Source organism: Phaeodactylibacter xiamenensis (assembly GCF_000759025.1).
GTDB classification, from domain to species: domain Bacteria; phylum Bacteroidota; class Bacteroidia; order Chitinophagales; family Saprospiraceae; genus Phaeodactylibacter; species Phaeodactylibacter xiamenensis.
The window spans coordinates 16,789-41,269 of record NZ_JPOS01000033.1 but is presented as its reverse complement, the minus strand read 5'-3'; the positions used below and the strand labels follow the sequence as shown (position 1 = coordinate 41,269).

General features: G+C 50.9%; 15 protein-coding genes. 9 read left to right on the top strand and 6 right to left on the bottom strand.

Translation table 11 applies throughout. The features are described 5' to 3' along the window. The first annotated feature begins 278 nt into the window (after positions 1 to 278). Complete coding sequence (locus tag IX84_RS12560; RefSeq protein ID WP_044221038.1) at positions 279 to 1,283, top strand: choice-of-anchor J domain-containing protein; 1,005 nt, start codon at positions 279 to 281, stop codon at positions 1,281 to 1,283. A 188-nt stretch (positions 1,284 to 1,471) separates the two neighbouring features. Then, positions 1,472 to 2,347 carry an endonuclease/exonuclease/phosphatase family protein gene (locus tag IX84_RS12555; RefSeq protein ID WP_044221165.1) on the top strand — a complete coding sequence of 292 codons (876 nt, stop codon included), beginning with the start codon at positions 1,472 to 1,474 and terminating at the stop codon, positions 2,345 to 2,347. An 11-nt stretch (positions 2,348 to 2,358) separates the two neighbouring features. On the opposite strand, the gene IX84_RS12550 is transcribed toward IX84_RS12555, so the two are convergent. Further along, positions 2,359 to 2,811: a YybH family protein gene (locus IX84_RS12550; protein ID WP_044221036.1), complete on the bottom strand. Its 453-nt coding sequence runs from the start codon at positions 2,809 to 2,811 to the stop codon at positions 2,359 to 2,361. 217 nt (positions 2,812 to 3,028) lie between these two features. On the opposite strand from IX84_RS12550, the gene IX84_RS12545 reads away from it, so the two are divergent. The 5 genes from IX84_RS12545 to IX84_RS12525 all read left to right on the top strand — a co-directional run bounded on the left by IX84_RS12545 (position 3,029) and on the right by IX84_RS12525 (position 10,899). Then, the gene (locus tag IX84_RS12545) at positions 3,029 to 3,292 is read left to right on the top strand and encodes a GlsB/YeaQ/YmgE family stress response membrane protein (RefSeq protein WP_044221033.1); all 264 of its coding nucleotides are present in this window, start codon (positions 3,029 to 3,031) and stop codon (positions 3,290 to 3,292) included. Positions 3,293 to 3,381: 89 nt separating this feature from the next. Then, the gene (locus tag IX84_RS12540; RefSeq protein ID WP_160213760.1) at positions 3,382 to 6,453 is read left to right on the top strand and encodes a sensor histidine kinase; all 3,072 of its coding nucleotides are present in this window, start codon (positions 3,382 to 3,384) and stop codon (positions 6,451 to 6,453) included. Positions 6,454 to 6,460: 7 nt separating this feature from the next. Next, positions 6,461 to 7,204, top strand: coding sequence for a LytR/AlgR family response regulator transcription factor (locus IX84_RS12535; protein WP_044221025.1), 744 nt, complete (start codon positions 6,461 to 6,463; stop codon positions 7,202 to 7,204). 338 nt (positions 7,205 to 7,542) lie between these two features. Further along, complete coding sequence (locus tag IX84_RS12530) at positions 7,543 to 8,196, top strand: hypothetical protein (protein WP_044221023.1); 654 nt, start codon at positions 7,543 to 7,545, stop codon at positions 8,194 to 8,196. Between the two features lie 36 nt (positions 8,197 to 8,232). Further along, complete coding sequence (locus tag IX84_RS12525; protein WP_044221021.1) at positions 8,233 to 10,899, top strand: PQQ-dependent sugar dehydrogenase; 2,667 nt, start codon at positions 8,233 to 8,235, stop codon at positions 10,897 to 10,899. A gap of 170 nt (positions 10,900 to 11,069) precedes the next feature. Here IX84_RS12525 and IX84_RS12520 read toward each other — a convergent pair whose 3' ends face one another. Further along, positions 11,070 to 12,482, bottom strand: a complete 1,413-nt coding sequence (locus IX84_RS12520) for a hypothetical protein (RefSeq protein ID WP_044221017.1) — start codon at positions 12,480 to 12,482, stop codon at positions 11,070 to 11,072. A gap of 96 nt (positions 12,483 to 12,578) precedes the next feature. On the opposite strand from IX84_RS12520, the gene IX84_RS12515 reads away from it, so the two are divergent. Both IX84_RS12515 and IX84_RS12510 read left to right on the top strand, forming a co-directional pair. After that, entirely contained in the window at positions 12,579 to 15,386 is a 2,808-nt protein-coding gene (locus IX84_RS12515; protein WP_044221014.1) for a DUF7619 domain-containing protein, read from the top strand. Between the two features lie 11 nt (positions 15,387 to 15,397). Further along, positions 15,398 to 16,099 (top strand): hypothetical protein, encoded by a 702-nt coding sequence (locus IX84_RS12510; RefSeq protein WP_152605029.1) that lies wholly within the window; start codon positions 15,398 to 15,400, stop codon positions 16,097 to 16,099. A 102-nt stretch (positions 16,100 to 16,201) separates the two neighbouring features. Here the strand turns inward: IX84_RS12510 and IX84_RS12505 are convergent, their stop codons facing one another. The 4 genes from IX84_RS12505 to IX84_RS12490 all read right to left on the bottom strand — a co-directional run bounded on the left by IX84_RS12505 (position 16,202) and on the right by IX84_RS12490 (position 24,361). Beyond that, positions 16,202 to 18,481 (bottom strand): aconitate hydratase, encoded by a 2,280-nt coding sequence (locus IX84_RS12505; RefSeq protein WP_044221008.1) that lies wholly within the window; start codon positions 18,479 to 18,481, stop codon positions 16,202 to 16,204. 358 nt (positions 18,482 to 18,839) lie between these two features. Further along, a complete protein-coding gene (locus IX84_RS12500; protein WP_044221004.1) occupies positions 18,840 to 20,228 on the bottom strand; it encodes a VWA domain-containing protein in 1,389 nt (462 codons plus the stop codon). A gap of 28 nt (positions 20,229 to 20,256) precedes the next feature. Continuing rightward, positions 20,257 to 22,131 (bottom strand): ABC-F family ATP-binding cassette domain-containing protein, encoded by a 1,875-nt coding sequence (locus tag IX84_RS12495; RefSeq protein WP_044221001.1) that lies wholly within the window; start codon positions 22,129 to 22,131, stop codon positions 20,257 to 20,259. A 127-nt stretch (positions 22,132 to 22,258) separates the two neighbouring features. After that, positions 22,259 to 24,361: a carboxy terminal-processing peptidase gene (locus IX84_RS12490; protein WP_052515975.1), complete on the bottom strand. Its 2,103-nt coding sequence runs from the start codon at positions 24,359 to 24,361 to the stop codon at positions 22,259 to 22,261. Positions 24,362 to 24,481 lie beyond the last annotated feature (120 nt).

Sequence of the window (24,481 nt, the reverse complement as noted above, 5' to 3'; positions counted from 1 at the left end):
TCTTCGTTGGATAACCCCTTACGTAGCGCTGCTATGCGCGGGAACATCCGCCTTGATTAGCCTCAAAATTCGCTCCCACTCAACCCATAAATTAACACTTGACAGACCACTAGTGCCCTTCCATGAAATTTCACAAATCTCAAAATATTTAGTTCCGTCTCCTGGTAGACGAAGTGCCGGTCACAATCGTTATAATAAAGAAGCTAAGGCATCTGGTCAGTGGCTTCCCAATGAATACTGATCTTTTAAAACCAAAATCTTTAAAAATCAAGACATCTATGAAAAATTGGCATTATTTAATTCTTAGTCTTTTTGCTATTTCCGCCCTCACTTTCATGGGCTGCGATGACGATGGTGATGACACCATCTCAACGGTAAACTTTACAGAGGATATTTACAATCTGACTACCAGTGACTTAAGCCCGATTGAGGTGGAGCTGGCTATTTCTCCAGCAGCTACTCAAGACTCAGAGATTGAGATTGAGATCTCTGGCGCAGACGCAGGCGTAGCTTTCAGCACTGATCCTGCTATTTCAGGCACTACAGTGGTGATCCCAGTACAGTCCGGTGCCAGCACGGCCTCTTTCACCTTTACGCCCATTGAGGCGGGTATTGAAGGGCAGCTTACTGCAAACCTTATGCTGACCAGCACTGGTCCTGGCCTTACGACCGGCATCACCATTGAATCCATCATTACAATTGTAGATGTAGGGGCTGACTTGCCGCTTATGGAAGATTTTGCAGGCTGCGAGGAAGACCCACAGCAGCCCATACCTGACGGATGGACCGAGGCCGTAATCCAGCAGAACGGCGAGGGCTCAGCGACCTGGGTCTGTGGCGATGCCAACTTCCTTGGCTCTAATGCTGTGCAGGTCAATGCTTTCGTCCCCGGCTCAGCCGACAATATGAGTTCAGAAGTTTGGCTGGTAACGCCCCGCCTGAACCTGACCGAAGCGACTAATCCAGTACTTAGCTTTGATGTTGACCGGCGCTTTGACCCTACTGCTGATTTCCCTTATCCGGAAGGGGCTTATGACGTACTGATTTCTACGGACTACTCAGTTAGTGTGGAAAATGCCACCTGGCAGCGTTTTGAGGCTGGTCATACCGCTATAGCTGATAATGATCCCGGTGTAGATAACCTTGCCAATACCGGTGACCTGGACCTTTCTGCTTACAATGGTGAAGTGATTGCCATTGCATTTGTGTACCGGGCAGGTGCTCCTGCATCTTTTGACGCTACGATACTCAGAGTAGGCAACGTATCCGTTACGGATAACTAGTAATTGCTCTGTAAAGGATTTAAAAATGGCTACGCTCTTCGGTGGCTTTCGCTTGAGAGCGTAGCTGTTTTTTTATCGTTTCATTTGCACACAGTTCGATTCTGCTTGTTTTTTATCCCTTCCTGTCAGGTCAAAAAAGCTCTTAAGAAATGTACCATACAATTGCCTCATATATCAACCGCCCATCAATGAGGAGCCTACTGTTCGCCGTACTGGTAGGCTTTGGCTTGCTGCAGTGCGCTTTTGAAAAAAAGGCGGTAGAAGTCACAGGTAAATCCATTACCCGGGATCAGGTTAAAGCAGCTTCTTTTAATATCCGATTGGATCACGCAGGTGATGGAGCCAACAACTGGCACAAACGCAAAGCAGCAGTGGCGGCCTATATTGAGTCGGAAAACCTGCACATTATTGGTATGCAAGAGGTGCTTGATAATCAGTTCCAGTACCTGAAAAATGAATTAGACCAATACAAAGTCATCGGCGTAGGCAGAGAGGATGGTATTAGTAAAGGAGAGTATGCTCCTATTTTCTACCGTGACGACATGTTTACCGTTTTAGACAGTGGCACCTTCTGGTTATCCGAATCGCCGGAGCAGCCTTCTGTGGGCTGGGATGCCGCCATGGAAAGGATATGTACCTACGCTGTTTTGAAAGACAAGCGTAACGGCCGGGAGGTACATTTCTATAATACCCACTTCGACCATGTCGGGAAAGAGGCCCGTGTAAACAGCGCTGCCCTGATTATGGACTCTATAGCTGCTAAAAGTGCTGGCCATTGGGTCATCCTAAGCGGCGACTTTAATGTTGAACCCAACACGGAAGCTTACCAAACTATCGTGCAAACCGATTTACAAGACAGCTACGAACAGGCAAAAGTTCGGCTGGGGCCAACCGGAACCTTCAATGGCTTCAATCCGAATTCCAGCCATGATCGCCGCATTGATTATGTCTTCTTCAAAGGGTTTTCAGTGGAGCTTTATGAAACCAATAACCTTTCGTACAATAATAATTATTTGTCTGACCATTTCCCAGTTATCGCTTTGATGGAATACCAGCCACATTAAAAGCATATCATCTATTGGTTGTCATTCCAAATATCGTGAGTCGTTTTCCATTCGCCGTTGGGCTGCTTTTGCAGGATATTCAGGTATTTGGAAACCGAAGCTGTTGTACTATCCCCATTTTTTGGGATGAGTGTCACTTCCGCTGTGCCTCTTCCAAATGCTAAGTCACCGGAAACCTCAACTTCATCGTAGTAACTGTGTAGACGGGTTTCATACTGGTCAAAAATGGATTGATAATAGGCTTCCACCTCTTTGGGGCCTATTTTAGGTTCAGCGCCCGGTGCCAGCAGAACTGCATCTTCAGAAAAATAGGCGGCTATCGTCTTTGCATCGCCCTCATTGAATGCCTTTGCCCTTGCGTTGCTCATAGCTTCTATAGCCTTAATATCTGAAGAAACGTCTTTTCCCATTTGACAGGAAACCAGCAATGATAAAACCAATATAAAAAAAGAAGTACCTTTCATTTTTTGTTATATTCAGTTACGTTTTCTTTTCTAACCTTAAAGATGACTTCCCGGTTGCCAATTAAAAATATTCATGGAAAGGACCAACAGCTGGGATAAGTACTCAGCATTTTCAGATTCTAACGGAGGAAGAATTTTTAGAACAACTGCAGTAATTTATGTAATTTGAAAACGCAAACATTGATTTGCACCGATTATAAACGAAAAACAAAAAACTATGGGTTTAATCTACACCTTAATTATCGGCCTCATTGCAGGGGCGCTCGCCAAAATGATTACGCCGCAAAATGAGAAGGGCGGCTGGATTTCTTCTATTGTCATTGGTATCATTGGCTCCTTTGTTGGCCACTTTTTAGGAGGCATTCTCGGCATTGAAAGCACCCATTTTATCGGCAGGATTCTGATTGCTACGGGCGGTGCCGTGCTCGTGCTTTTCATTTACCACCGTTACCTCGCAAAAGAATTGAACCTGCCGATCTAAGGCAACGAAGGGTTTGCGGCCAGTAAATTGCCTGCCGACGATGCCAGCCCCTAAACATTTATTGCACATCATTCATGACACCAAGCGCGATGAGCAGCAAAAAGTTGAAGGTCGCCCTTAGCCTAATGAGCCTGGGGCTATCCTTATTTTGGGCTGTCAGTGCAGATGGGCAAACCTACCACTTTAAACAGTATACGGCTAATGATGGCCTGCCTACCAATGCCGTATACGGAGGCATTCAGGACCAAAAAGGGTTCATCTGGTTCTATACTGAGCATGGCGTCAGCCGCTTCGACGGGCAGGAGTTCCGCAACTACACCGTAGAGGACGGATTGCCGGTGAATGATGTCTGGTATCTCGCTGAGGACAGGCAAGGGCGCATATGGCTGAATACTTTCGGGACGAAGCTTGTTGCTATAGAAGACGATAGCGTCAAAACTTACTATGAAAGTACAGATCCCCATTTTCAGCGTTTTGACTTTTTCGCAAATGACCAAGACCTGGCCATTTACGAAAAAGGTACCGGGCAGCTACTCATCCCGGATAGTCAGAGGGGATTGCAACGGCTCCCGGTGCCTAAGGTAATTGACAGCATTCCGGACTACCTGCTATTGCCCTGTTCCCGGGATACTTTTTTGCAGTTCCATAAATCCTTATCTCAAATCACCCTGATTGCTAATGGTGGATTCCGGGAAAGTTATCTCCTCGATAAGCAAGACGCTGCAACCTGGCGCCGCCTGAACCATAACCACCGGCATAGCCGTACTTACTGGAATAAAGAACTCTTTTTCTGGCCCCCTAAGGACAGCCTCCTGTATTATTTTTCGCTGAAGACCGGAAAACTACTGCACTACAACCTCAAACAGGTCTTTGGCGCAACCCCTCACCTGCTAAGGTATCAGCAACTGCATGGACAGCTGCAGATTCAGACTAACCTGGGGCTTTTCATTCTGGATAACCAACTGAATGGTGTAGATACGCTAAAGTTTCAACTTGCTGCAGACAGTGATGTCCACCGGTCTTTTCGTGACCGGGAAGGCAACTATTGGGTCTGTACAAAGGATCGTGGTGTCTTCTTTCTAACTGCCCGCCAACGGAACGCTAAACTATTCACGATCGAAGGCCGGTACGAAGTTGGGATCACACACATCCGGAAATCTGGCAAAGGGGCCATCGTAGCCGGCACCCGTAAAGGGGCCCTGCTAAAGTTGAATCCAAATGAAGAATTTCAACTGCTGCTACCTGAACTAAAAGGTCAACTCAATGATAGCCGGAATATCAATGCTATTTGCGTTCGGGACGACCAACACCTGTGGATTGCCCGCCCGATCCTACCGTTGGAATATGTTAAACTAAGCAACCATCAAACCATCACGCAGCCGGTTGATTACGAAAAACTATCTATAGAAGACCACGGTATTCCCCATTTTTTTGATACTCCTGCAAGGAAGCTTGGTCTGGGGCTGGGCATCAAGGACCTCGCCTGGCATGCCCCTTCCCAAAGGCTATGTGTTGCTCGTGGCACCCATTCCTATCTCCTCCATTTTGAGGGGAAAGACAGGCCCCAACGGCTGGAACTCCTGACCAGTAAACGAACTTATGCCTGTGCCTTTTCACCAGATGGCAAGATCTGGCTTGGCCATATTGACGGCCTGGCTGCGTACACAACAGAGGAGGGGTATCAGCCTGCTTTGGCACCCGAACTCATTCAGGGGCTTTACATACAGAAACTCATCTATGATTCCAGCCATGAAATCCTGTGGATAGGGTCTGATGGAGGAGGGGTTATTGCGCTTTACAAAGACACCGCTTTCACCGTCAAAGGCACGGAGGGCTTAAGCATTAATGACCTTCACCTTGAGGATAAGACCTTATTCGTCGCTACTAATCAGGGGGCTCAACTCATCAGAATTAGTCCGGATGTCATCCATTCACAGGTTGCGGAAACTTACAGTATCCGGGAAGGGATCCCCTCCGTGGAAACCCAGGCTATCACCTCAGACAGCGGGGCGATCTACATAGGCAGTGCCATGGGGCTGGCTAAAATTTCAAAGCAGGAAGCCTACTTCAACTACCGGCACCCGAAGCTCTATTTCTCAGGATTAGAGGTCGACGAGGTGCCGCTCCCTCCCGATACCAGCTATACGATGAATAGCGTGCCCTATCAGCTTTCTTTTTCCTTCATAGGCCTGTCTTTTAAGAGCCTGGGGGATATTCAATATTTTTATCAGCTCAAAGGCGTGGACGAACAGGTCATGCAAACTTCCGACCGGCAGATTCGGTATACCAATCTTTCACCCGGCGAGTATACCTTCACGGTGCTGGCAGAAGACAACAATCAACAGCGCAGTGAGATTTATACTGTTAACCTTACGATTCATTCTAATTTTTGGCAGCAATTCATGCCCTGGATAATCGCCATGCTAGTCGTTGCTTTGACGGCCTGGCTGTTTTACCGCTGGCGGTTACATCGTCACCGACAGCAAGCCGAACAGGAAAACGCGATTAACCGGCAGTTTGCGGAGTTGGAACTACAGGCGCTTCAGGCTCAAATGAACCCCCATTTTGTTTTCAACTCTCTGAGCGCCATACAGTACTTCATTGCGGCCAATGAAAAACAACAAGCTGACAACTACCTTTCTAAATTTGCGATGCTGATGCGGCAATTTTTGGAGTCTTCCAAAACCCGTTATCTCAGCCTACATCAGGAGTTGCACCTGATCAGGCTGTATATTGAGCTGGAACAAATGCGGTTCCCCAACCGGTTTGAGGCAGATATTACTATGGAGCCGGATATCAATCCGTATACGACCTTAATCCCCACCATGCTCCTGCAGCCTTTTGTAGAGAATGCTATCAACCATGGTTTGTTCCATAAAATGGCAGGTGGCAAATTGAGTCTGGACATTGTTAAGGATGAGAACCAGATGTTAATTTGTACGTTAAAAGATAACGGCGTAGGTCGTACTGCTGCCAAAAGTATTCAGCAAAAGGCAGGTAAAGCTTATCGCTCCCGCGCCATGCAGATTACTAACGAACGCCTGCATGCCCTTAGGGTCATTGAAGGTTACGATGTCAAAGTGGAAGTAGCAGACCTGACAAACCAGGATGGTTCAGCTGCAGGCACCCGAGTCATCATTGCGGTTCCGGAAATTGAGTAAGCACCCCATGATCAAAGCAATAATTATTGAAGATGAAGCCCACGCCAGGCTTACCCTGAAAAGTAAACTGGAAGAATACTGCCCGGAAGTTGAACTCCTGGGCATAGCAGACAATCCTAAAGAGGGCCGAATACTCATTCAGGACTTAAAACCTGAGCTGGTTTTCCTGGATATTGCCATGCCCGGCGAGAGCGGCTTTGACATGCTTAGCCAACTCGACAGTCTTGATTTTGAGATAATTTTTGTGACCGGCTTTGACAACTTCGCCATCGATGCAATTAACTTCTGCGCGATTGGCTACATCCTTAAGCCCATACAAACCAGCGTGCTCATCAAAACGGTGCATAACGCTGCTCAGCGCATTCGCCAAAAACGGGATAACGAGCGCAACAAAGAGCTCATCCGCAACCTTCAACACCCTGGTAGCACTTCCAACCGGATCGGTATACCCACAGAGGAGGGGCTGGAGTTTATCCCCACTTCCGATATTATCCACTGCGAAGGCCAGAAAAAGCTAACCAAATTATTCCTCGCCGGCAACCGCTCCCTGGTCAGCTCTTATAATATTGGAGAATTTGTCCGGTTGCTGGAGCCCTACGGTTTTTTCCAGACCCACCGGTCTCACCTGATTAACCTCAACCGCATCCTCCGCTACAACCGGGAGGGGCAGGTAACCATGGAAGACCACTCTCTGGTCCCTGTTTCTAAGCGAAGGCGCGGAGAATTCCTTCAACAACTTACCCGCTTGTAAGCATTATCTGCCCTCTCATTCCGCAATGGTGCCCGTTGGTCAGATGTGGGCTACAACCTCCGTGTTTTGGTCCTACCTTTGAAAATCATAAAGCTTTGCAGGCAGATGCACCGCTTCTGCACAAAGCCACCTAAACCTTACCGAATCATCTTCCTTTCTATTAGCCATCGGGCTCACAGAAATGGGAAAAGCCTTAACTCAGTTTGATATTGTCTGCTCTGCAGACTAATACGCTCTCTTAGCATAGCCGGGAGAGCCATCTGCAAACGGTGGCTCTTTTTTTTTATTCCATACACACAAATCCGGTTTGAGGCGTTATGATAGGTAAATGTTCAATCATGAATGCTTCTCAGCTCCTTTCCCTCTTCAGTCTGTTCACGCTGTTAACCGGCATTGCCTGCAGTTGCCCTCCGGATGAAGAAATCGGTCAGCTCGGCCTTAGTGAAGCCGGTCGGAATTTCCTGCCTTACGATGGTACCGAAACGCTGCGCTTTGTGAATGCCAGCGGACAAGCCATGACTTTTTCTGCGCCGCGGGGCGAGGAAGCAGGCAAAAACCAGCTCTGCGTTAATATCATCTGCACCGAGGCCCGGTTCAACAGCCCCTCCAGTTGTGAGTACTACCTAACAGATAACCTACGTTATATTTTTGTCTCTGAAGATAACGAACGTCTGCTCGACCTTGCTGTATTTACAGGGCTCTATGCATGGGAAACAGAACACTTCTTTGATGCGCTCCAGGCGTCTTTTTCTTCCGGCACACCTTCCATTCAGGCCGGGCAGGTCATTGAGCAACGCTTTGACGGCACGCTGATCCCGGAAGAAACCAGCATCACCAACCTGATGCAGAAATGGGAATCTGTAGGGCTCAATGGTACTACTTTTCATAACGTATGGAGTTTTGAGCAGGACAACCTCGGCTTTTTTATGCAGCCGGGCAAGGGCGTGATTGCTCTCAAAGAGAATAGTCAGATTTGGGTTTTAGAGCAGTAATGCCTTTCTTGAGTAGATAAGCATCCAAAACCTACAATGAAGTACCCGCTTTTCTACCTCAGCCTCCTGCTTTTCCCCCTAAGCCTCCACAGTGCGCAACTGCCTGCAGGGTTTGTGGAACAACAAATAGCCACCGGACTTGACCCCACAACGCTTACCATTGCCCCGGACGGGCGGGTTTTTATTGCCGAAAAGTCTGGCCGTATCCGTATTGTAGAGGATGACACGCTGCTCCCGGACCCCTTTTTGAGCATTGAAGTGGACAACTACAACGAACGAGGGCTGAGCGGGCTTGTGCTCGACCCTGACTTTGAAGCGAACAACTATTTCTACGTCTTTTACACCGTGCCCGGCGGCAACTATAACCGGATCAGCCGCTTTACGGCAAACGGCAACCACACCCTGCCTAATAGCGAAACTATTCTCTTTGAACTGGCTCCCCTTTCCGGCACCATCCACAACGGTGGAGCGATGGTTTTTGGCAACGATGGCAAGCTCTACATTGCAGTAGGCGATGGCGCCGACCCACAGAGCGGACAAGACCTGAATACCACGTTGGGCAAGATGCTGCGCATCAACCCGGACGGGAGTATACCTGAAGACAACCCATTCTACAATGAGCTCAGCGGGCAACAACGGGCTATTTATGCTTATGGCTTTCGCAATCCATTCACCATGGCTGTTGACCCTGTGACGGGCACGATCATGGCCAATGATGTGGGCAGTAACAACTTTGAAGAGGTCAATGCCATAATAGCCGGCGGCAACTACGGATGGGCACTACAGGAAGGCCCGGGCGCAGCACCTTTTCCCGATGGCTATGTTGCTCCCCTGCATGCTTACGATCATGGGGTGGGCTGTGCCGTCATTGGCTCCGCTTTTTATCAACCCACTCTGCAGCAATTTCCTCCGGAGTACACCGGCCGGTACTTCTTTGCTGATTACTGTGAAGGCATCATCTGGACCATGGACCCCTCCACAGGTAGCGTTTATGCCCCTTTTGCCACGGGCATTGAACGCCCCATCGCCCTGCACACCGCACCCGATGGCAGCCTGTACTACATTGAGCGTCGGGGACTTGGCGGCGGTTCAGAAATTGACAATACCAGCACCGCTAATGGCGTGCTTTGGAAAGTGTCCTATACCGGCAGCGGAGCTCCATTCGTAGCGGTGCAGCCCCAGCCGGTACTGCGGGTAGTGGGCGAAACAGCACATTTTTCCTGCACTGCTTCCGGTGCCCCTACCCTCTCCTATCAGTGGCAACGCGACGATATTGATATCCCGGGAGCAACAGACTCCATCCTGACCTTGCCTGCCGTCACCCTTGCAGATGATGGCAGCGCTTACCGATGCCGTATCAGCAATGGCGAGGGCGAAGTGTGGACGAGCGCAGCACTGCTTTCGGTAACAGCCAATAACCGCCCCATCCCTGAAATCACACTGCCTGCTACCGGGTTGACCTATCGGGCTGGCGATGTACTGGTATTTGAAGGCACCGCGGTCGACCCGGAGGAAGGAGCGCTGTCTCCTGAGCAGCTTACCTGGCGCATAGACTTCCACCACGATGACCATACCCACCCGGGCTTGTCTCCGCAAACAGGAGGGGGAGGCAATTTCAATATTCCTGTTATCGGCGAGACCTCCCCTAACGTCTGGTACCGTATCCACCTGACTGCTACGGATGCGGAGGGGCTGTCTCAATCCATCTATCAGGACGTCTTACCTGAAAAGCGCAATCTGGAGTTACTGACCGACCCACCTGGCCTGCAACTCCGCCTTGACGGCCGCTCCCTGACTACACCTCAAACCGAAGAAGGCGTTGTGGGTGTCTTAAGGTCACTGCAAGCCCCAAGCAGTCAGGTGATTGATAACGTGCTGTACACTTTCAACGGATGGGCCAATGCCGGTGCAGATCCGTTGCTGTCCTTTGCGATGCCTGAAGCCGACCAAACCTTCCTGGCTTACTACGAGGAAGCGCCCCTGGGCACTGGGACGGGACTCACCGGAGCCTATTACAACAGCCCGGTGCCTGACTTTAGCGGCAACCCGGCATTCTGGCGAATTGATACCACCATTCAATTTGACTGGGGCGGCAGTTCCGCGGCACCGGCATTGCTTGGTACTGACTTCTACAGTATTCAGTGGACGGGCAGTATCGAAGTGCCTTTTTCTGAAACTTATACCTTTTATACCCATTCGGATGATGGAGCCAGACTTTGGGTGAATGAAGAGCTGATCATCGATCAATGGGTACCGCAGCCGCCTACGGAGGTGAGCGGGGAGATTTCCCTGCAGGCGGGACAGCGCTATGCCATCCGGCTCGAATACTTTGAAGAAGGCGGTGGCGCGGTTTGTGAACTGCGCTGGAGTAGTTTAAGAACGCCTAAGGACATCATCCCGAAATCACAGCTTTATCCCAACCTCCCTTCCTCCGATATTGAAGCCCGGGCCGCTGAGCATTATCAAATACTTCCTCAACCCGCCCGTGAATCAGCAACACTTTGGATTAAAACCCAGGAAGACCGACGCTTTCATGCCCGTCTGTACCATATCAATGGTCAGGAAGTTTGGCGGGGGATCTTTCAGCATTTGCCTCCGGTCAGCCAGCACAATATTCCGGTCTCAGCATTGCCTGCCGGCTTGTACGTTTTGCAACTGCAATCCCGGACAGGCCAACAGAGCCTTAGGTTATTAGTGGACTAGCGAACATAGCTGACAGCACACCCGTTGCAGAACAAAAAGTATTCATGGGAAGAACAGCAACTTCCGTATGGAATGGCGCAAAGGCCAATTGCCCTATTTCTCAAGTCCTCAATGCAGACATTTCACTGGAGGCAGAGCTCATCAGCTAAATCAAATTTCCCGGGGGCCTCTCAGTCCAAGCCTCCGGGAATTTTTGACAGCAGCCAGCTCCGTTCCGTGAGGGGTTCCATATTTTCCACTTCCTTTCTTACCCTTGCCCTGCCCGGTATATCATAGGGGGGCAAGGCGATCAGTTGCCGGACTATCCGGATGATATTACCATAATTCTCCCGGTGGTACTGGCTAAACTCCCGCCGGGCTACAAAACTGCGCAGCCTTTCCAAATGGGCTTCCAATAGTTCATATTCGCCTTGCTCATAGTAGATTTTCAATAATAAGGTCCGGGCAATCAAATCATTAACCAAGTCTGTAATTTCCGTAGTCAGCAATAGCTGCCGGGCCCGGTCGTAGTCCTGCTCTGCGAAGTGCAGCCTTGCCTGATTGAACTGACTGGCCGACTCCCGATAGACATCCGGTAATCGGGGCGAGTATTCCTTGATAAATGCCCGCACCGCATCCAGGTAGCTCAGCCGTATCCCAACCGCCACGATATTGTTGAAGGTAAACCTCGAAAGCATCCCACCATCAAACAGTACTTCCTGCGCCAGCCCATCCTGGTACAAACGCCAGCTTTCTTCAGCGTAGAAGATATTACCGGTATTGATCTGCCGGATACAAAAATTCAGAGACAGCATGTATAAGTCCTTTTGCTCTTCAGCAGTGAATTGCCCCTGACAGGCCTGCTGCAGCTCGCGGAATGCCAGGAAATGTTTCTCCTGCTCCGCACTTCCGAGAAATCTAAAGCAGTGGTAGTAGAGGGCAACCGCCGGGTACTGCAAATACCCTCCTGCCTCAATTTGGCTGATTAGCGGTTCCAACAACCCATAATCGTAGGACTTTTTGAAAACGGCCTCGTGCGAGCGTTGGGTACAGGCATGCCGAAGCTTCCGCGCCAGATAATCCACGTCGAGCGTATCGGCAATCTCTTGCAGCTGTAAAGGCTCTGTGCGTCTGTTGTCAGCCTGATGCTCCAACTCGCTGACCTGGTACGTCAGTAAAGCCTGGTAATAGTCCGCATTCCTGAGGGGCTGCCGTTCCAACTGCTGTTTTTGCCGCCGCATGGTGCGTTGGAAGTGGCGGTCGAGGCGGCGATGCCGGTACAGCTTGGCCAATTGGCGGGTGCGGGGCAGACCGGAAGCCCGGGCTTCTTCCATCAACAGGAAATCTTCCAGTAAAGCATGCAGCTCGCTCATGGCATTCCGGAGCTGCTGATTGTCGTAGGGCTGCCCGGGGAAAGCATGTTTGTACAGTAATTTCAGCTCTGGCCAGGGTCTTTTTGCAGCTTTCCTTTCTACAAGGTAACTTAGCATTTGGTGTAGTTCTTCCCGCTTTGTAGCGTAGCCTGAGCTCAAAAACCACCTGAATTTACGAATCTCTCCGCTGGTAAGCGCCCCCAAGAGTTCGTATAATTGATATTTCCCCATACTAAAATGTAGCTTTCATTTCTACAATATAGAAATAATTGCATTGCAGCGGGGCGTTAAACCCTGCACTTTTGTGAGGTAATTAATACCAAACTCATGAAGACCCAGTATATCTACTTTTTACTATTCAGCTTCCTCACCTTACAACTCACGGGGCAGGGCTGGCGGCAGACTTATAACTTCCCAAGCAACTCCTACCGGGTATACAGCCTTGCCCAACACCCAGATGGAGGCTACCTGGCGGCTACCTCTGCCTCCCTGACCACTTCTTTCAATGCAGCCATTCTAAAAACCACAGCTGAAGGCGATTCTGTTTGGCTTAAAAGCTATCCTGGCGGGAACGGTATTTTTATTGCGGAGAACACCGATGGTACCTTCTCTTTTGTCACCGATGAATATGTCAATGTCATCGACACTGAGGGCGAGGTGGTTAGCACGGCTGCTATTCCGGAAACAGACAATTTTGACTTTCTATTCACGGCAAACCAGGCTGTCGCGTCTACAGGTAATGGAGATTTACTGCTTGGCGGGCATAATAATACCGGGCACGCCATGATCACCAGGCTGAACCCCGCCGGACAGGAAATATGGACGCGCACCTTCCCCCACCCCAACGAAGAAGAAGTACATGCCTTAGCGGAAGATGAAGCAGGCAACATCTACCTCGGGCTCCAAAGTACCCCACCGGGTGAGCAATTCTCCACCCGCATCGTACTGAAGGTAGATTCGGATGGAAATACCCTCTGGCGCACCGAGCTGCCCAATGATGGCAATGCCAGTGATACACCGGATGGCATTGTGGTAATGAATGGCACAGAAGGCATTATTATCGTGGGTTCGGGAGTACCACAAATTTCAAGGCTTAGCACCGATGGAAATCTGCTTTGGAGTGATGCCCTTTCCTCCAGTTACTCCCCATCTTCAATCGTTGAAGATCAGGAAGGCAACTTTACCATCACCGGCGTACAGGTTTCCAACGGTATCTACAGGAATGACATCTTCCTGCTAAATCTTGATGAGAATGGCAACCACAATTGGGAGCACACCTACACCCGCCTGGAATTTGAGGGTGGTGATGCGATTTTGCCCACAGTCGATGCAGGTTTTTTAATTGGTGGAAACACCGTGTCACAAGACTTTTCCTCAGGTAGTATGTTTCTTATGAAAACCGATGCCTTCGGCAATCTTTTCACCAATCAAGTTAGCGGGCAGGTATTCCTGGACCTTAACAACAACTGTCAGAAGGAAGATACCGAGCCTACTCTGCCCAATACCGGTCTCACCCTGACCAAACCGGGCTTTGAGAGCATCGCCATCACAGATACGGCCGGGCGGTTCACCATGCAGGCGGACACCGGTGCCTTTAACCTGACGCCCTTTTTTAACTCTCCTTACTACGCATCAGAATGCCCTATGGACGCTTTGGCTTTTTCCGGCTTTTTCGATACCCTTTCCATTGACGTACCAGCCACACCGGTTGTCTACTGCCCGCTGCTACAGGTCAACCTGAGCACGCCTTTCCTGCGCCGTTGCTTTTCCAATACTTACACCGTGGATTACTGCAATATTGGCACGGCATCCGCAGGTAATGTGCATGTGGAAATCACCCTTGACCCTTTCCTGGAGCTGCAGGAAGCTTCCATCCCATTTGAAGAGCTAAGCCCGGGCCGGTATAAGTTTGACGTGGAGAATCTCGATATCGGGCAATGCGGCCGTTTCAATATGACCGTGCTGGTCAGTTGCGAAGCCGAGCTCGGGCAAAGCCACTGCACCGAAGCCCATATTTTCCCGGATGACCTCTGCCTGCCACCTGTGCCCGGTTACTCTGGCGCTTTTCTGGAGCTGGAAGCCCTCTGTCTGGACACCACCGCCTTTTTCCGGATTCAGAATACCGGCGATGGGGATATGGCCGCACCACTCGAATATATCGTCATTGAAGATGCGGTGCTGCTTCAGCAGGAAACCTATGACCTGACGCAGGGACAGGAGACCCTGCTCACCTTCCCCGCCAATGGTAGCACCTATTACTTCAATACACCTCAGGAACCGGGCGCACCGGGGGCAGATTTCCTCAGCGCTGTGCTTGAAGGCTGTGGCACCAACTCCGATGGAGGCTTCAGCACCGGCTTTGTCAACATTTTCCCGCAGAGCGACAGCGACCCCTGGCTCGATATCGACTGCCGGGAGAACATCGGCAGCTTCGACCCCAATGACATACAGGTGTTCCCGAAAGGATATGGCCCTGAAGGGCAGGTAGAGCCGGGCACTACGCTGGAATACCTCATCCGTTTCCAGAATACAGGCACAGACACTGCATTCACAGTGGAAATCCTGAACCCCTTCCCACCTGAACTCAACCTGAGCACATTACAGCCCCTGGGAAGCAGCCACGACTATAAACTGACAGTCCTGGAGGACAACCTGCTCAGCTTCCGGTTTGATAACATCCTGCTGCCCGACAGCACCACCAATCTGGAAGCCTCACAGGGCTACGTACGCTACCGGGCGGAACACCGGGAAGAGCTTCCACTGGGCACCACCATCGAAAATGATGCCGCTATTTACTTCGACTTCAACGAGCCCATTTTCACCAACACGGCATTAACCACTATTGATGAAAACTTTATCCTGGTCAACATGGAAGAGATCTACGTACCCGGCTTGTCCCTGAATGCCTACCCCAACCCCTTTACCGATTTCCTGAACATTTCCTTTGATGGCTTGTCCGGAAATACAGTACAAATCCTGATTTACAACACGGAAGGCAAACTCGTCCGGCAACTGGAGCAGCCGTTTGCGCCGGTCGTTACCCTCCGGCCGGGAGCAATGCCCAATGGGCAGTACGCGCTGCAGGTCTGGGTAGACCAAAAGCTAACCGCCGCCGGCACTATTATTAACCACTAAACGCTGAAGCTATGAAAAGGCTAACCATCGCTAGTTTTCTAATGATCCTATTTGCAACGATCACAACTGCGCAGGACTCCCCATGGAGCGTACAAACCTCACTGGGCTACCAGCAGTTTGAAATCTTCAACGACTTCCGCACGGAGCTTATGACCTTTGAAAACGGTAACTCTGGCAGGAGTACTGGCAACGTGACCTACCCCATCCGAAGCATGCAATTTGGAATTGGCCTTAATTATGCCATACATCCAAGGTGGACTGCCAGCTTACAGGTCAACTATACCGGCTGGAAAGGCGAGTACGGTACTGACCGCTCCATGACTTTCAATGCAGTTGCGGAGAATGAAGTCACGCATAGCCCGAGAAGCCCGCGTGCGCTACGTCTCGCACAGTTCAACCTCATAGGCTATTACCACCTCAACGGCATCGGAGCTAAAAGTCAGTGGCAAATCGGTACCGGTGTGAGCGGGGCTTTCCGCCGGCACCGCTATGAGACCCTTGCGCGATACAATATCACCTCCACCTATGACCTGGAAGTACTGGAAAGCCAGATTGAGACCCTTGATAAGTGGATAGTGGGCATTCCACTGAGTGCACGGGTGCTTATCCCGGCAACAGAAAGATTGCAGCTTGGCGCACAGCTCGACTTCACCTTTTTCGCCAGTGAAGCGTTTCACCGGAGCCTTGTACTAATCGCTGCGCATACCTTCTGAAAAACACCTGACCTATATACCCCAATCATTAAAGAAGCCATCCCAAGGCATTTGCCTGGGATGGCTTACTTTTTTTCAAATTATCTCAACAGAGCAACAGGCTTAGCTCGCCAGTTCCTCCCGGATTTTGTTCAGTGCAGAACCCGCGCTTACCCAATCGATCTGCGCCTGATTGTAGGTGTGTGCTACCTCGAACTCTTCCGTTGAGCCATCCTTGTGGTGCAGCTTCACGGTCAGGTTCTTATCCGGTGCCATCTCATTGAAGCCGAGGATATCGATTTTGTCGTCCTGCCGTACTTTTTCGTAATCATCCGGATTAACGAAAGTGAGAGCCAGCATGCCCTGCTTCTTCAGGTTGGTCTCGTGGATACGTGCGAAAGACTTCACAATCACCGCACGGACCCCCAGGTGGCGCGGCTCCATAGCAGCGTGCTCACGGGAAGAACCTTCACCGTAGTTTTCCTCACCGAATACCACGGTGCTGATGCCTGCGGCTTTGTACTTGCGTGCAGAGTCTGGCACACCCAGGTATTCCGCTTCGTCCTCACTGTCCACGTAGTTCGCAACCTTGTTCATTTCGCCATTGAAGAAGTTGATGGCGCCGATGAAGCAGTTGTTGGAGATGTTATCCAGGTGGCCACGGTACTTCAACCATGGGCCCGCCATAGAAATGTGGTCCGTTGTACACTTACCCTTTGCTTTGATCAGCAGGCGCATGCCTTTCAGCTGCTCCTGAGTGATCGGCTTAAATGGGGTTAGCAGCTCCAGGCGGTCTGAATTGGGATCTACCTTTACCTCAATACCACTACCATCAGCAGCAGGTGGTATAAACCCGGCATCCTCAACGGCAAAGCCCTTGGCTGGCAGTTCAACGCCAGTGGGTGGGTCCAGCTTCACATCCTCCCCGTTTTCGTTCTTCAACGTATCTGTCAGCGGGTTGAAGGTCAGGTCACCGGCAATGGCCATCGCCGTCACAATCTCCGGAGAGGCCACGAAGGAGCGGGTCTGCGGGTTACCGTCGTTACGCTTGGAGAAGTTCCGGTTGAAAGAGGTGATGATGGAGTTTGCCCGGTTGGGGTCATCGGTGTGGCGAGCCCACTGACCGATACACGGCCCGCAAGCGTTAGCCAGCACAACGCCGCCCATCTTCTCAAAGTCCTGAAGTTGACCATCACGGTCTACCGTAAAGCGGATTTGCTCAGAGCCCGGCGTCACCGTGAACTCCGATTTCACCTTGAGCTTCTTATCCACCGCCTGACGTGCCAGAGAGGCCGCCCGGTCGAGGTCTTCATAAGAGGAGTTGGTGCAGGAACCGATCAGCCCTACCTCTAGCTTTTGCGGGTAGTTATTTTCCTTTACGGCCTGAGCAAACTTGGAAATTGGCCATGCCAAATCCGGGGTATAAGGGCCATTGATATGTGGCTCCAGCTCAGACAGGTTGATTTCAATCACCTGGTCGAAATATTTTTCCGGATTAGCGTAGCACTCGGCATCACCGGTGAGGTGCTCTTTCACGCCATCCGCAAGGTCGGCAACTTCGGCACGCTCTGTAGCACGCAGGTAGCGGCCCATAGCCTCATCGTAACCAAAGGTCGAGGTGGTCGCGCCAATTTCGGCACCCATATTACAGATCGTGCCTTTTCCGGTACAAGACAGCGACTCTGCGCCATCACCGAAGTATTCAACGATGGCACCAGTACCGCCTTTCACAGTCAGGATACCCGCCACTTTAAGGATGACGTCCTTGGCAGAAGTCCAGCCACTCATCTTGCCGGTCAGCTTCACGCCGATTACTTTAGGCATCTTGAGTTCCCAGGGCATGCCAGCCATAACGTCTACGGCATCCGCACCGCCCACGCCAATCGCAACCATACCCAAACCACCTGCATTAGGGGTGTGAGAGTCGGTACCGATCATCATACCACCGGGGAAAGCGTAGTTCTCAAGCACAATTTGGTGGATAATACCCGCGCCCGGCTTCCAGAAACCAATACCATACTTGTTGGACACAGAAGACAGGAAGTCGTATACTTCCTTATTCACGTCGTTAGCTTTGGCGAGGTCCTGTGCAGCGCCCTCTTCGGCCTGAATGAGGTGGTCACAGTGCACGGTGGAAGGGACAGCGACGTTATCGCGGCCAGCCATCATAAACTGCAACAGTGCCATTTGTGCGGTCGCATCCTGCATAGCAACCCGGTCAGGCGCAAAGAAAACGTAGTCTTTGGCACGGGAATAATTTTGCAACGGCGACTCAGGGTGCAGGTGGGTATAGAGGATTTTTTCAGTAAGGGTGAGCGGGCGGCCAAGGGTTTTCCTGGCTTCCTCTACTCGCGCAGGCAGTGCTTTATACACTGCCTTGATCATATCGAGATCGAATGGCATAGCAGATGAATTTAATTTGTTTATTGTAATGTGGGACTAGTGCGACTAGACCGGATTATCTGATAGTCTTTTCACGCCTGAACCGCTTTTGTTGACGGGTCTTAAACGGTCAAAATTTGCGGCTCAATTCGTCAGGCATGCGTTCATGCCCTACGCGGTTTTTTATTTGGTGTTTTCAATAGCTGCCTTCAGTAGTGCTCCCTGTTAAAAACAAGCAGGCGGACCGGGGTAAAACCCTTATTTTTCCAAGGATTTTGAAAGGTAGGCAAATGTACAATTTTTACCTCTTTTTGGCAATGCATATGTAATATAGATAGGATGGACCGAAATATTGTTTTGCCGGTTTGCACTTTTCTGCCTATCGTTCCACCGCCCATAGGTTTTGGTAGGCACGCCCCCAGCAGGTGACCTTGCGCAAATTGGGGATACGGGGCAGGCAGCCTTCCACCATAGAGGCGCCAAAGTACTCGTACCCGCAGCGGTAGTTGTCCATGTAGAGGATGTCGCCTCCGGTATTGTCGGCAAGGCAGGCGTATTCCGCGAATGCGTTGGTGTTGCTCTCCGTAGCATCCAGAAAAGTGAGGATATTGATAGTGATTTTCCGGCTGGACAAACGGCTGGCCCACTCACAGATGTCTTCCCCATCGGCCCGGCAAACGTTGGCTCCATCACTGATAAGGAAGATCGACTTCCGGGTTTGCGCATCGTCTGAAAACAGCTCCGGGCTGGCTTGCAGGCGCTCGAGGAGCGGTGTAGTGCCATTGGGTACCAGGAATCGCAGCCGGTAGCGCATATCGTAACGGCTCAGCGCCCCCACCGCATCCCAGGCTTTGGGCTCCGTCCAGCAGTCCCCATCTATGCTGCCCAGACCGAGTTGAGTGGCCTCCGGAAGGCTATCCAGAATGAACAAGGCCGTCTGTTTCATCACTTCAAACCGGGTGGTACCCATACAAGGCACTTTCTCCATTACCATGGACCCGGATAAATCGAGCAGAAAGAGCAGCTCCTCGTAGTCGGTAAACTCCAGGGTCCGGTTCGTATTGCCGGGGAGCTCCCCTACCGGCTTTGGGCCCGCAGAATCCTGTTGCGCATAGTAGTCTTTCATTCCCTCCATGCCGAGGGTGTCGCGCACCAGGAAGTAGTTGTAAAGGGCTGCAGCATTTTTCGTGTCGTACTTCACCGCCTGATCAAAATAGCCAAGAGAGCGGATCAAGTCGCGCCGGTGTACGTGGTAGTGCCAGCCCAGGGTATCGCTGCCGTGGTCGCTGCCCCCCTGATTGAGCATGGTAGCGTAGCCCAACGCGTTGTAATAAATGGATAACCGCTTGGGGTCTCCCAGTTTTTCCTGTAAGCCAATGCTCTTTTCCAGTGGTTGTAAAGCCTGCCCTGCCCGGTCAGCGTAAAGCAGAACCATGCCCTTGAGGAAATAGCGTGTAGATTCCTTTTGCGCGAGGTCAGGGTCGCCGGACCGGAGCAGGATATCGCTCTTTTGCAGCAGTCCCAGCCCTTCGTCCGCCCGGCCAACCCGGCTCAGCGCCAGGGCGAGGGAAAGGTTGAAATTGTAATTGTCCGGAATGATGCTGTGGGCTTTCTCAAAGTGGCTGACAGCCCGCTCATAGTGGGCTTCTGAGTACAGCAACATGCCCTTGTAGTGCGCACGAAAGGCGGCTTTCTGCCGGTTGCTCTCGGGTGCCAGCAAAAGCAGCATCAATGGAAAAATAACCAGGCTACTGTACTTAATGATCATGCACTACAAAGGTTCTGCTCAGAGAAAATCAGGCCATTTCAGCCAGCTCCATCCACCGGAGCTCCAGCTCTTCCAGCTCATCATTGACATCACTCAGCTCCTTCGACAAATCTGTAATTTGCTCAGCACTCAGGCTTGTGTCATTAAACTGCTCAGTTAGCTCCGTCTTTTTTTCTTCCAGTTTCAGAATTTTCTTTTCCAGCCGCTTCAACTCTTTACGTTCATCCTGACTCAGGGCCGTGGCTTTAGATTTTGGCTTTGGCGCAACAGGCGTGGAGGCTTCTGCTTCCTTGGCCAGGCGGGCTTTTTCCCGGTCTTCTTCCTTTTTTACCTCCCGGTAACGGGTATAACTGCCCGGGAAGTCACGGATTTTTCCGTTGCCTTCAAAAACGAAGAGATGCTCCACGATTTTGTCCATGAAGTAGCGGTCGTGGGAGACGATCAGCACACAGCCCGGGAAATCCATCAGGAAATCTTCCAGCACATTGAGCGTCATGATGTCCAGGTCATTGGTAGGCTCATCAAGAATAAGGAAGTTGGGGTTGGCCATAAGGACAGTGAGCAGGTACAGGCGGCGGCGTTCTCCACCACTGAGCTCAGAAACGTATACCTGCTGCTGCTTGCGGTTGAACATAAAACGCTCCAGTAGCTGAGGTGCGGTCAGTTTCTGCCCTTTTTCCATGGGGATAAACTCAGCAATGTCCTGAATCACATCAATAACCCGCTTATTTTCTTTGAGTTGGATGCCGTCCTGAGTATAGTAGCCAAAGACGGTATTTCCGCCCACCACGACCTTGCCGCTATCTGTGCGAATTTCATTCGTGAGCAATTTCAGGAAAGTGGATTTACCGACCCCGTTCGGCCCAACGATGCCTGCGCGCTCCCCTTTTCGGAACTTGTAGGTAAAGCCGTCCACCAGCACTTTGTCATCGTAGGCCTTGCTGATGTTGTGGGCTTCCAGCACTTTTTTGCCCATGCGCTGCCCCTTGATGTCGATCTTCATCTCTTCATCAATACGCTGCTGTGAGACCTCATCTTTCAGGTCGTGGAAGGCATCCACCCGGGACTTGGCTTTGGTACCCCGGGCTTTGGGCATGCGGCGTACCCAGTCCAGTTCCCGTTTGAGCAGTTTCTTGCTTTTCTCCAGCGTGGCAGACTCCACATCATGGCGGGTCGTCTTCTTTTCCAAAAATTCACTGTAGTTACCAGTGTAGCGGTAGAGCTTGCCCAGGTCCAGCTCTACAATGATGTCACAGACCCGCTCCAGGAAGTAGCGGTCGTGCGTCACCATGAACAAGGTGATGCGTGGCTGCTGCAGGTATTCCTCCAGCCACTCGATCATGTCGAGGTCGAGGTGGTTGGTCGGCTCATCGAGAATGAGGAATTCCGGCTCTTCGATGATGAGCTTAGCCAGGGCCAGGCGTTTTTTCTGCCCTCCGGAGAGGTTTTTGACCAATTTATTCAGGTCGCTGACTTCCAGCTTGGTCAGCACTTCCCGAATGCGGGCTTCAAAATCCCAGGCTTTCAGGGTATCCATCTTAGCGATGGCTTTGTGCATGGCCTCAGTATCGTCCGGAAAAAGCATAGCATACTCGTATGCCCGCACGGCCTGAATCATAGCATTGTCTGAATCCAGTACAGCCTCCAGAATAGTATGTTCCTCGAAAAACTCAGGGTCCTGATTCAGGAAGCCAATGCGTACATCCTTGTGCAGGTAGACTTTGGCGGCCTCTCCTTCCGGCGCTTCTTCGCCGGCGATCACCCGGAGCAGCGTGGTTTTCCCCGATCCGTTTTTGGCGACCAATGCGATCTTTTGCCCCTGATTAACCTGCAGGGAAATATTGTCGAAGAGAACTTTCTCTCCGTACATTTTTGTGACGTCTTCGAGGTTGAGATAATTCACGCTTATGGATTCTGTGAATGAATATGCAAAAGTACAAAAGACTTAAGCAGTTGCCCCCTGTGCCGAAAAAAAACGGAGGCTTTCCCACCCAGGTAGAAAAGCCTCCGAAGCTGAGGGGCCCAAAAGCCTATTTCTCTTTGATCATATCATGCATGATCGCCAGTGTTTCCTTGATGTAAATGTCTTTGGAGACACTTTCCAGCCACTCGTCATTACGGGCTTTTTTGGACTCGTCGGCTTCGATGCCAGGCAGGTCTTCCTCCAGGTTGGAGATATTCTCCAGGACCACCTGATCCATGACGCCATCAAACTCATCGGCCTGTTCCTGACGTTTTTCGCGCATTTCGCGGTAGGCCTCCAGCCCAATCGGGTAGGCAGACTCTTCGCGCTGCTGCTCTACGCGCTTGGCATTAGCCAGGATTTTCTGGAAAGCCGCATTTTCTTCAATCCGCTTTTCACTGCGGCGGCGCAGCTTGCTGATGTTATCCACCTGCAGCACATCCTGATCGTACTCCACAGGGTCGATTTCCGTCCACTCCATGGCATACTCCCGGTCGCGCTCGCCGGTCTTGATGTAGAAGAAATTGTCTGGCAGGATAATGTCCGGCGTCACGCCTTTGAGCTGGGTGGAACCGCCATTGACGCGGTAGAACTTCTGAGTGGTCAGCTTGATTTCGCCCAGTGGCTTCAACTCATTGAAGCCACGGATCGTGCGGTCCAGGTCGATAAAGCGCTGCACGGTGCCTTTACCGAAAGTGGAAGGGCTACCTACAATCACCGCCCGGCCGTAGTCCTGCAAGGCTGCTGCCAGAATTTCCGAGGCAGAAGCACTGTAAGAATTGACCATAACTACGAGCGGGCCATCATACTGCACACGCGAATCGGAGTCTTTCAGCACTTCAGGGTCCGAAATACGGGATTTCACCTGTACAATCGGACCTTTCTCAATGAACAGGCCAGTCATTTTGACCACATCCCGCAGGGAACCCCCACCGTTGTAGCGCAGGTCCAGGATGATGCCATCTACATTTTTAGCTTTGAGCTTCTCGATTTCTGCTGCCACATCCGTAGAGCAGAAGCGCCCGTTTTTATTCTGAAAATCTGCATAGAACGAGGGCAGCAGGATGTATCCAATACGCTCTTCGCTGCCTTCCTCCCCTTCCAGGATGAGTGATTTTGCAAACTGCTCTTCCAGGACGACTACATCGCGGGTGATCGTTATATCTTTCACACTGCCATCGATCTTCTTTACTGTTAAGGTCACCTTGGTACCTTTGTCCCCACGGATGAGCTGCACCACATCGTTGATGACCATGCCTGCAATATCCTTAGGCTCGTCTTCATCCTCCTGCTTAACCTTCAGGATGACGTCGTTTTCATCCAGCTCTTTTTGTTTCCATGCCGGCCCACCAACTACGATACTCACCACTTTGGTATAATCATCCTCAGTACGCAGAGTGGCGCCAATGCCTTCCAGCCGGCCACTGAAGCGGATATTGAAGTTTTCTTTATCAATGGGCTGATAGTACTCGGAGTGCGGGTCGAATATATGCGTGAAGGTATTGAGGTAAACACTCAGGCGGTCTTCCCGCTTCAGTTTGCGCATACGGCCGTACCAGTCGTCCAGAAATTCCAGGACTTCTTTGCGGGATTCCTGCTCAATTTCTTCAAAGGACTTTGGGGCTTCCTCTTCCCCTTTCTTTTCCTCTTCTTTGGTTTTGTTGACGATGCGCTCTACCGTTTCGTACTTCAGGTACTTACGCCAGTACTCCTTCAGCTCGTCGTCATGCTGAGCGAAGGGCTTCTTATCGCCATCCAGCTCAATAAATTCGTTGGTATCATAATCAAAAGGCGTCTCCAGCATTTCCCGGTAATAACCCTGTGTTTTATCAAGAGCGGCCTCCAGCATTTGAACAGAGGCATCGAAAAATTCGAACTGCCCGGCCTGCGCCTGATCATCAATACTCGTGCGGTAGCCTTCAAGCTTAGCAATATCTTCCTGTGTCAGGAACCGGCGGCCACCATCGACCTGATCGAGGTAAAAATCAAAAATCTGACTGGAGAAATCGTCATTGATATCCTTCGGCTGATAATGCAGCTGTCCGAAACCGCTCAATACGGCCTGCATCAGAACAGCTTCCTTTTCAGCATTATTGGGTTGCGGGTAGTAAGCCGCGGCAAGTAGGGCGACTAACAAAACGGAGAAGAAGATCTGACCTCTGTACTTCATGATAAATTTCTTTATTGACATCCTAAGGTGTGCTTTCTGGATTAATGCACGGTTTGCAAGTAGCAATATCCGGTGCCAGCTGTCTTAGATTATTCTGCTAATTTTTTCTGCTAGGCAATT

Coding starts and splice junctions, on each gene's coding strand:
- IX84_RS12525 (WP_044221021.1), top strand. CDS start 8,233: ATGAAGTACCCGCTTTTCTACCTCAGCCTCCTGCTTTTCCCCCTAAGC.
- IX84_RS12500 (WP_044221004.1), bottom strand. CDS start 20,228: ATGATCATTAAGTACAGTAGCCTGGTTATTTTTCCATTGATGCTGCTT.
- IX84_RS12545 (WP_044221033.1), top strand. CDS start 3,029: ATGGGTTTAATCTACACCTTAATTATCGGCCTCATTGCAGGGGCGCTC.
- IX84_RS12520 (WP_044221017.1), bottom strand. CDS start 12,482: ATGGGGAAATATCAATTATACGAACTCTTGGGGGCGCTTACCAGCGGA.
- IX84_RS12530 (WP_044221023.1), top strand. CDS start 7,543: ATGAATGCTTCTCAGCTCCTTTCCCTCTTCAGTCTGTTCACGCTGTTA.
- IX84_RS12505 (WP_044221008.1), bottom strand. CDS start 18,481: ATGCCATTCGATCTCGATATGATCAAGGCAGTGTATAAAGCACTGCCT.
- IX84_RS12510 (WP_152605029.1), top strand. CDS start 15,398: ATGAAAAGGCTAACCATCGCTAGTTTTCTAATGATCCTATTTGCAACG.
- IX84_RS12550 (WP_044221036.1), bottom strand. CDS start 2,811: ATGAAAGGTACTTCTTTTTTTATATTGGTTTTATCATTGCTGGTTTCC.
- IX84_RS12560 (WP_044221038.1), top strand. CDS start 279: ATGAAAAATTGGCATTATTTAATTCTTAGTCTTTTTGCTATTTCCGCC.
- IX84_RS12540 (WP_160213760.1), top strand. CDS start 3,382: ATGAGCAGCAAAAAGTTGAAGGTCGCCCTTAGCCTAATGAGCCTGGGG.
- IX84_RS12490 (WP_052515975.1), bottom strand. CDS start 24,361: ATGAAGTACAGAGGTCAGATCTTCTTCTCCGTTTTGTTAGTCGCCCTA.
- IX84_RS12515 (WP_044221014.1), top strand. CDS start 12,579: ATGAAGACCCAGTATATCTACTTTTTACTATTCAGCTTCCTCACCTTA.
- IX84_RS12535 (WP_044221025.1), top strand. CDS start 6,461: ATGATCAAAGCAATAATTATTGAAGATGAAGCCCACGCCAGGCTTACC.
- IX84_RS12555 (WP_044221165.1), top strand. CDS start 1,472: ATGAGGAGCCTACTGTTCGCCGTACTGGTAGGCTTTGGCTTGCTGCAG.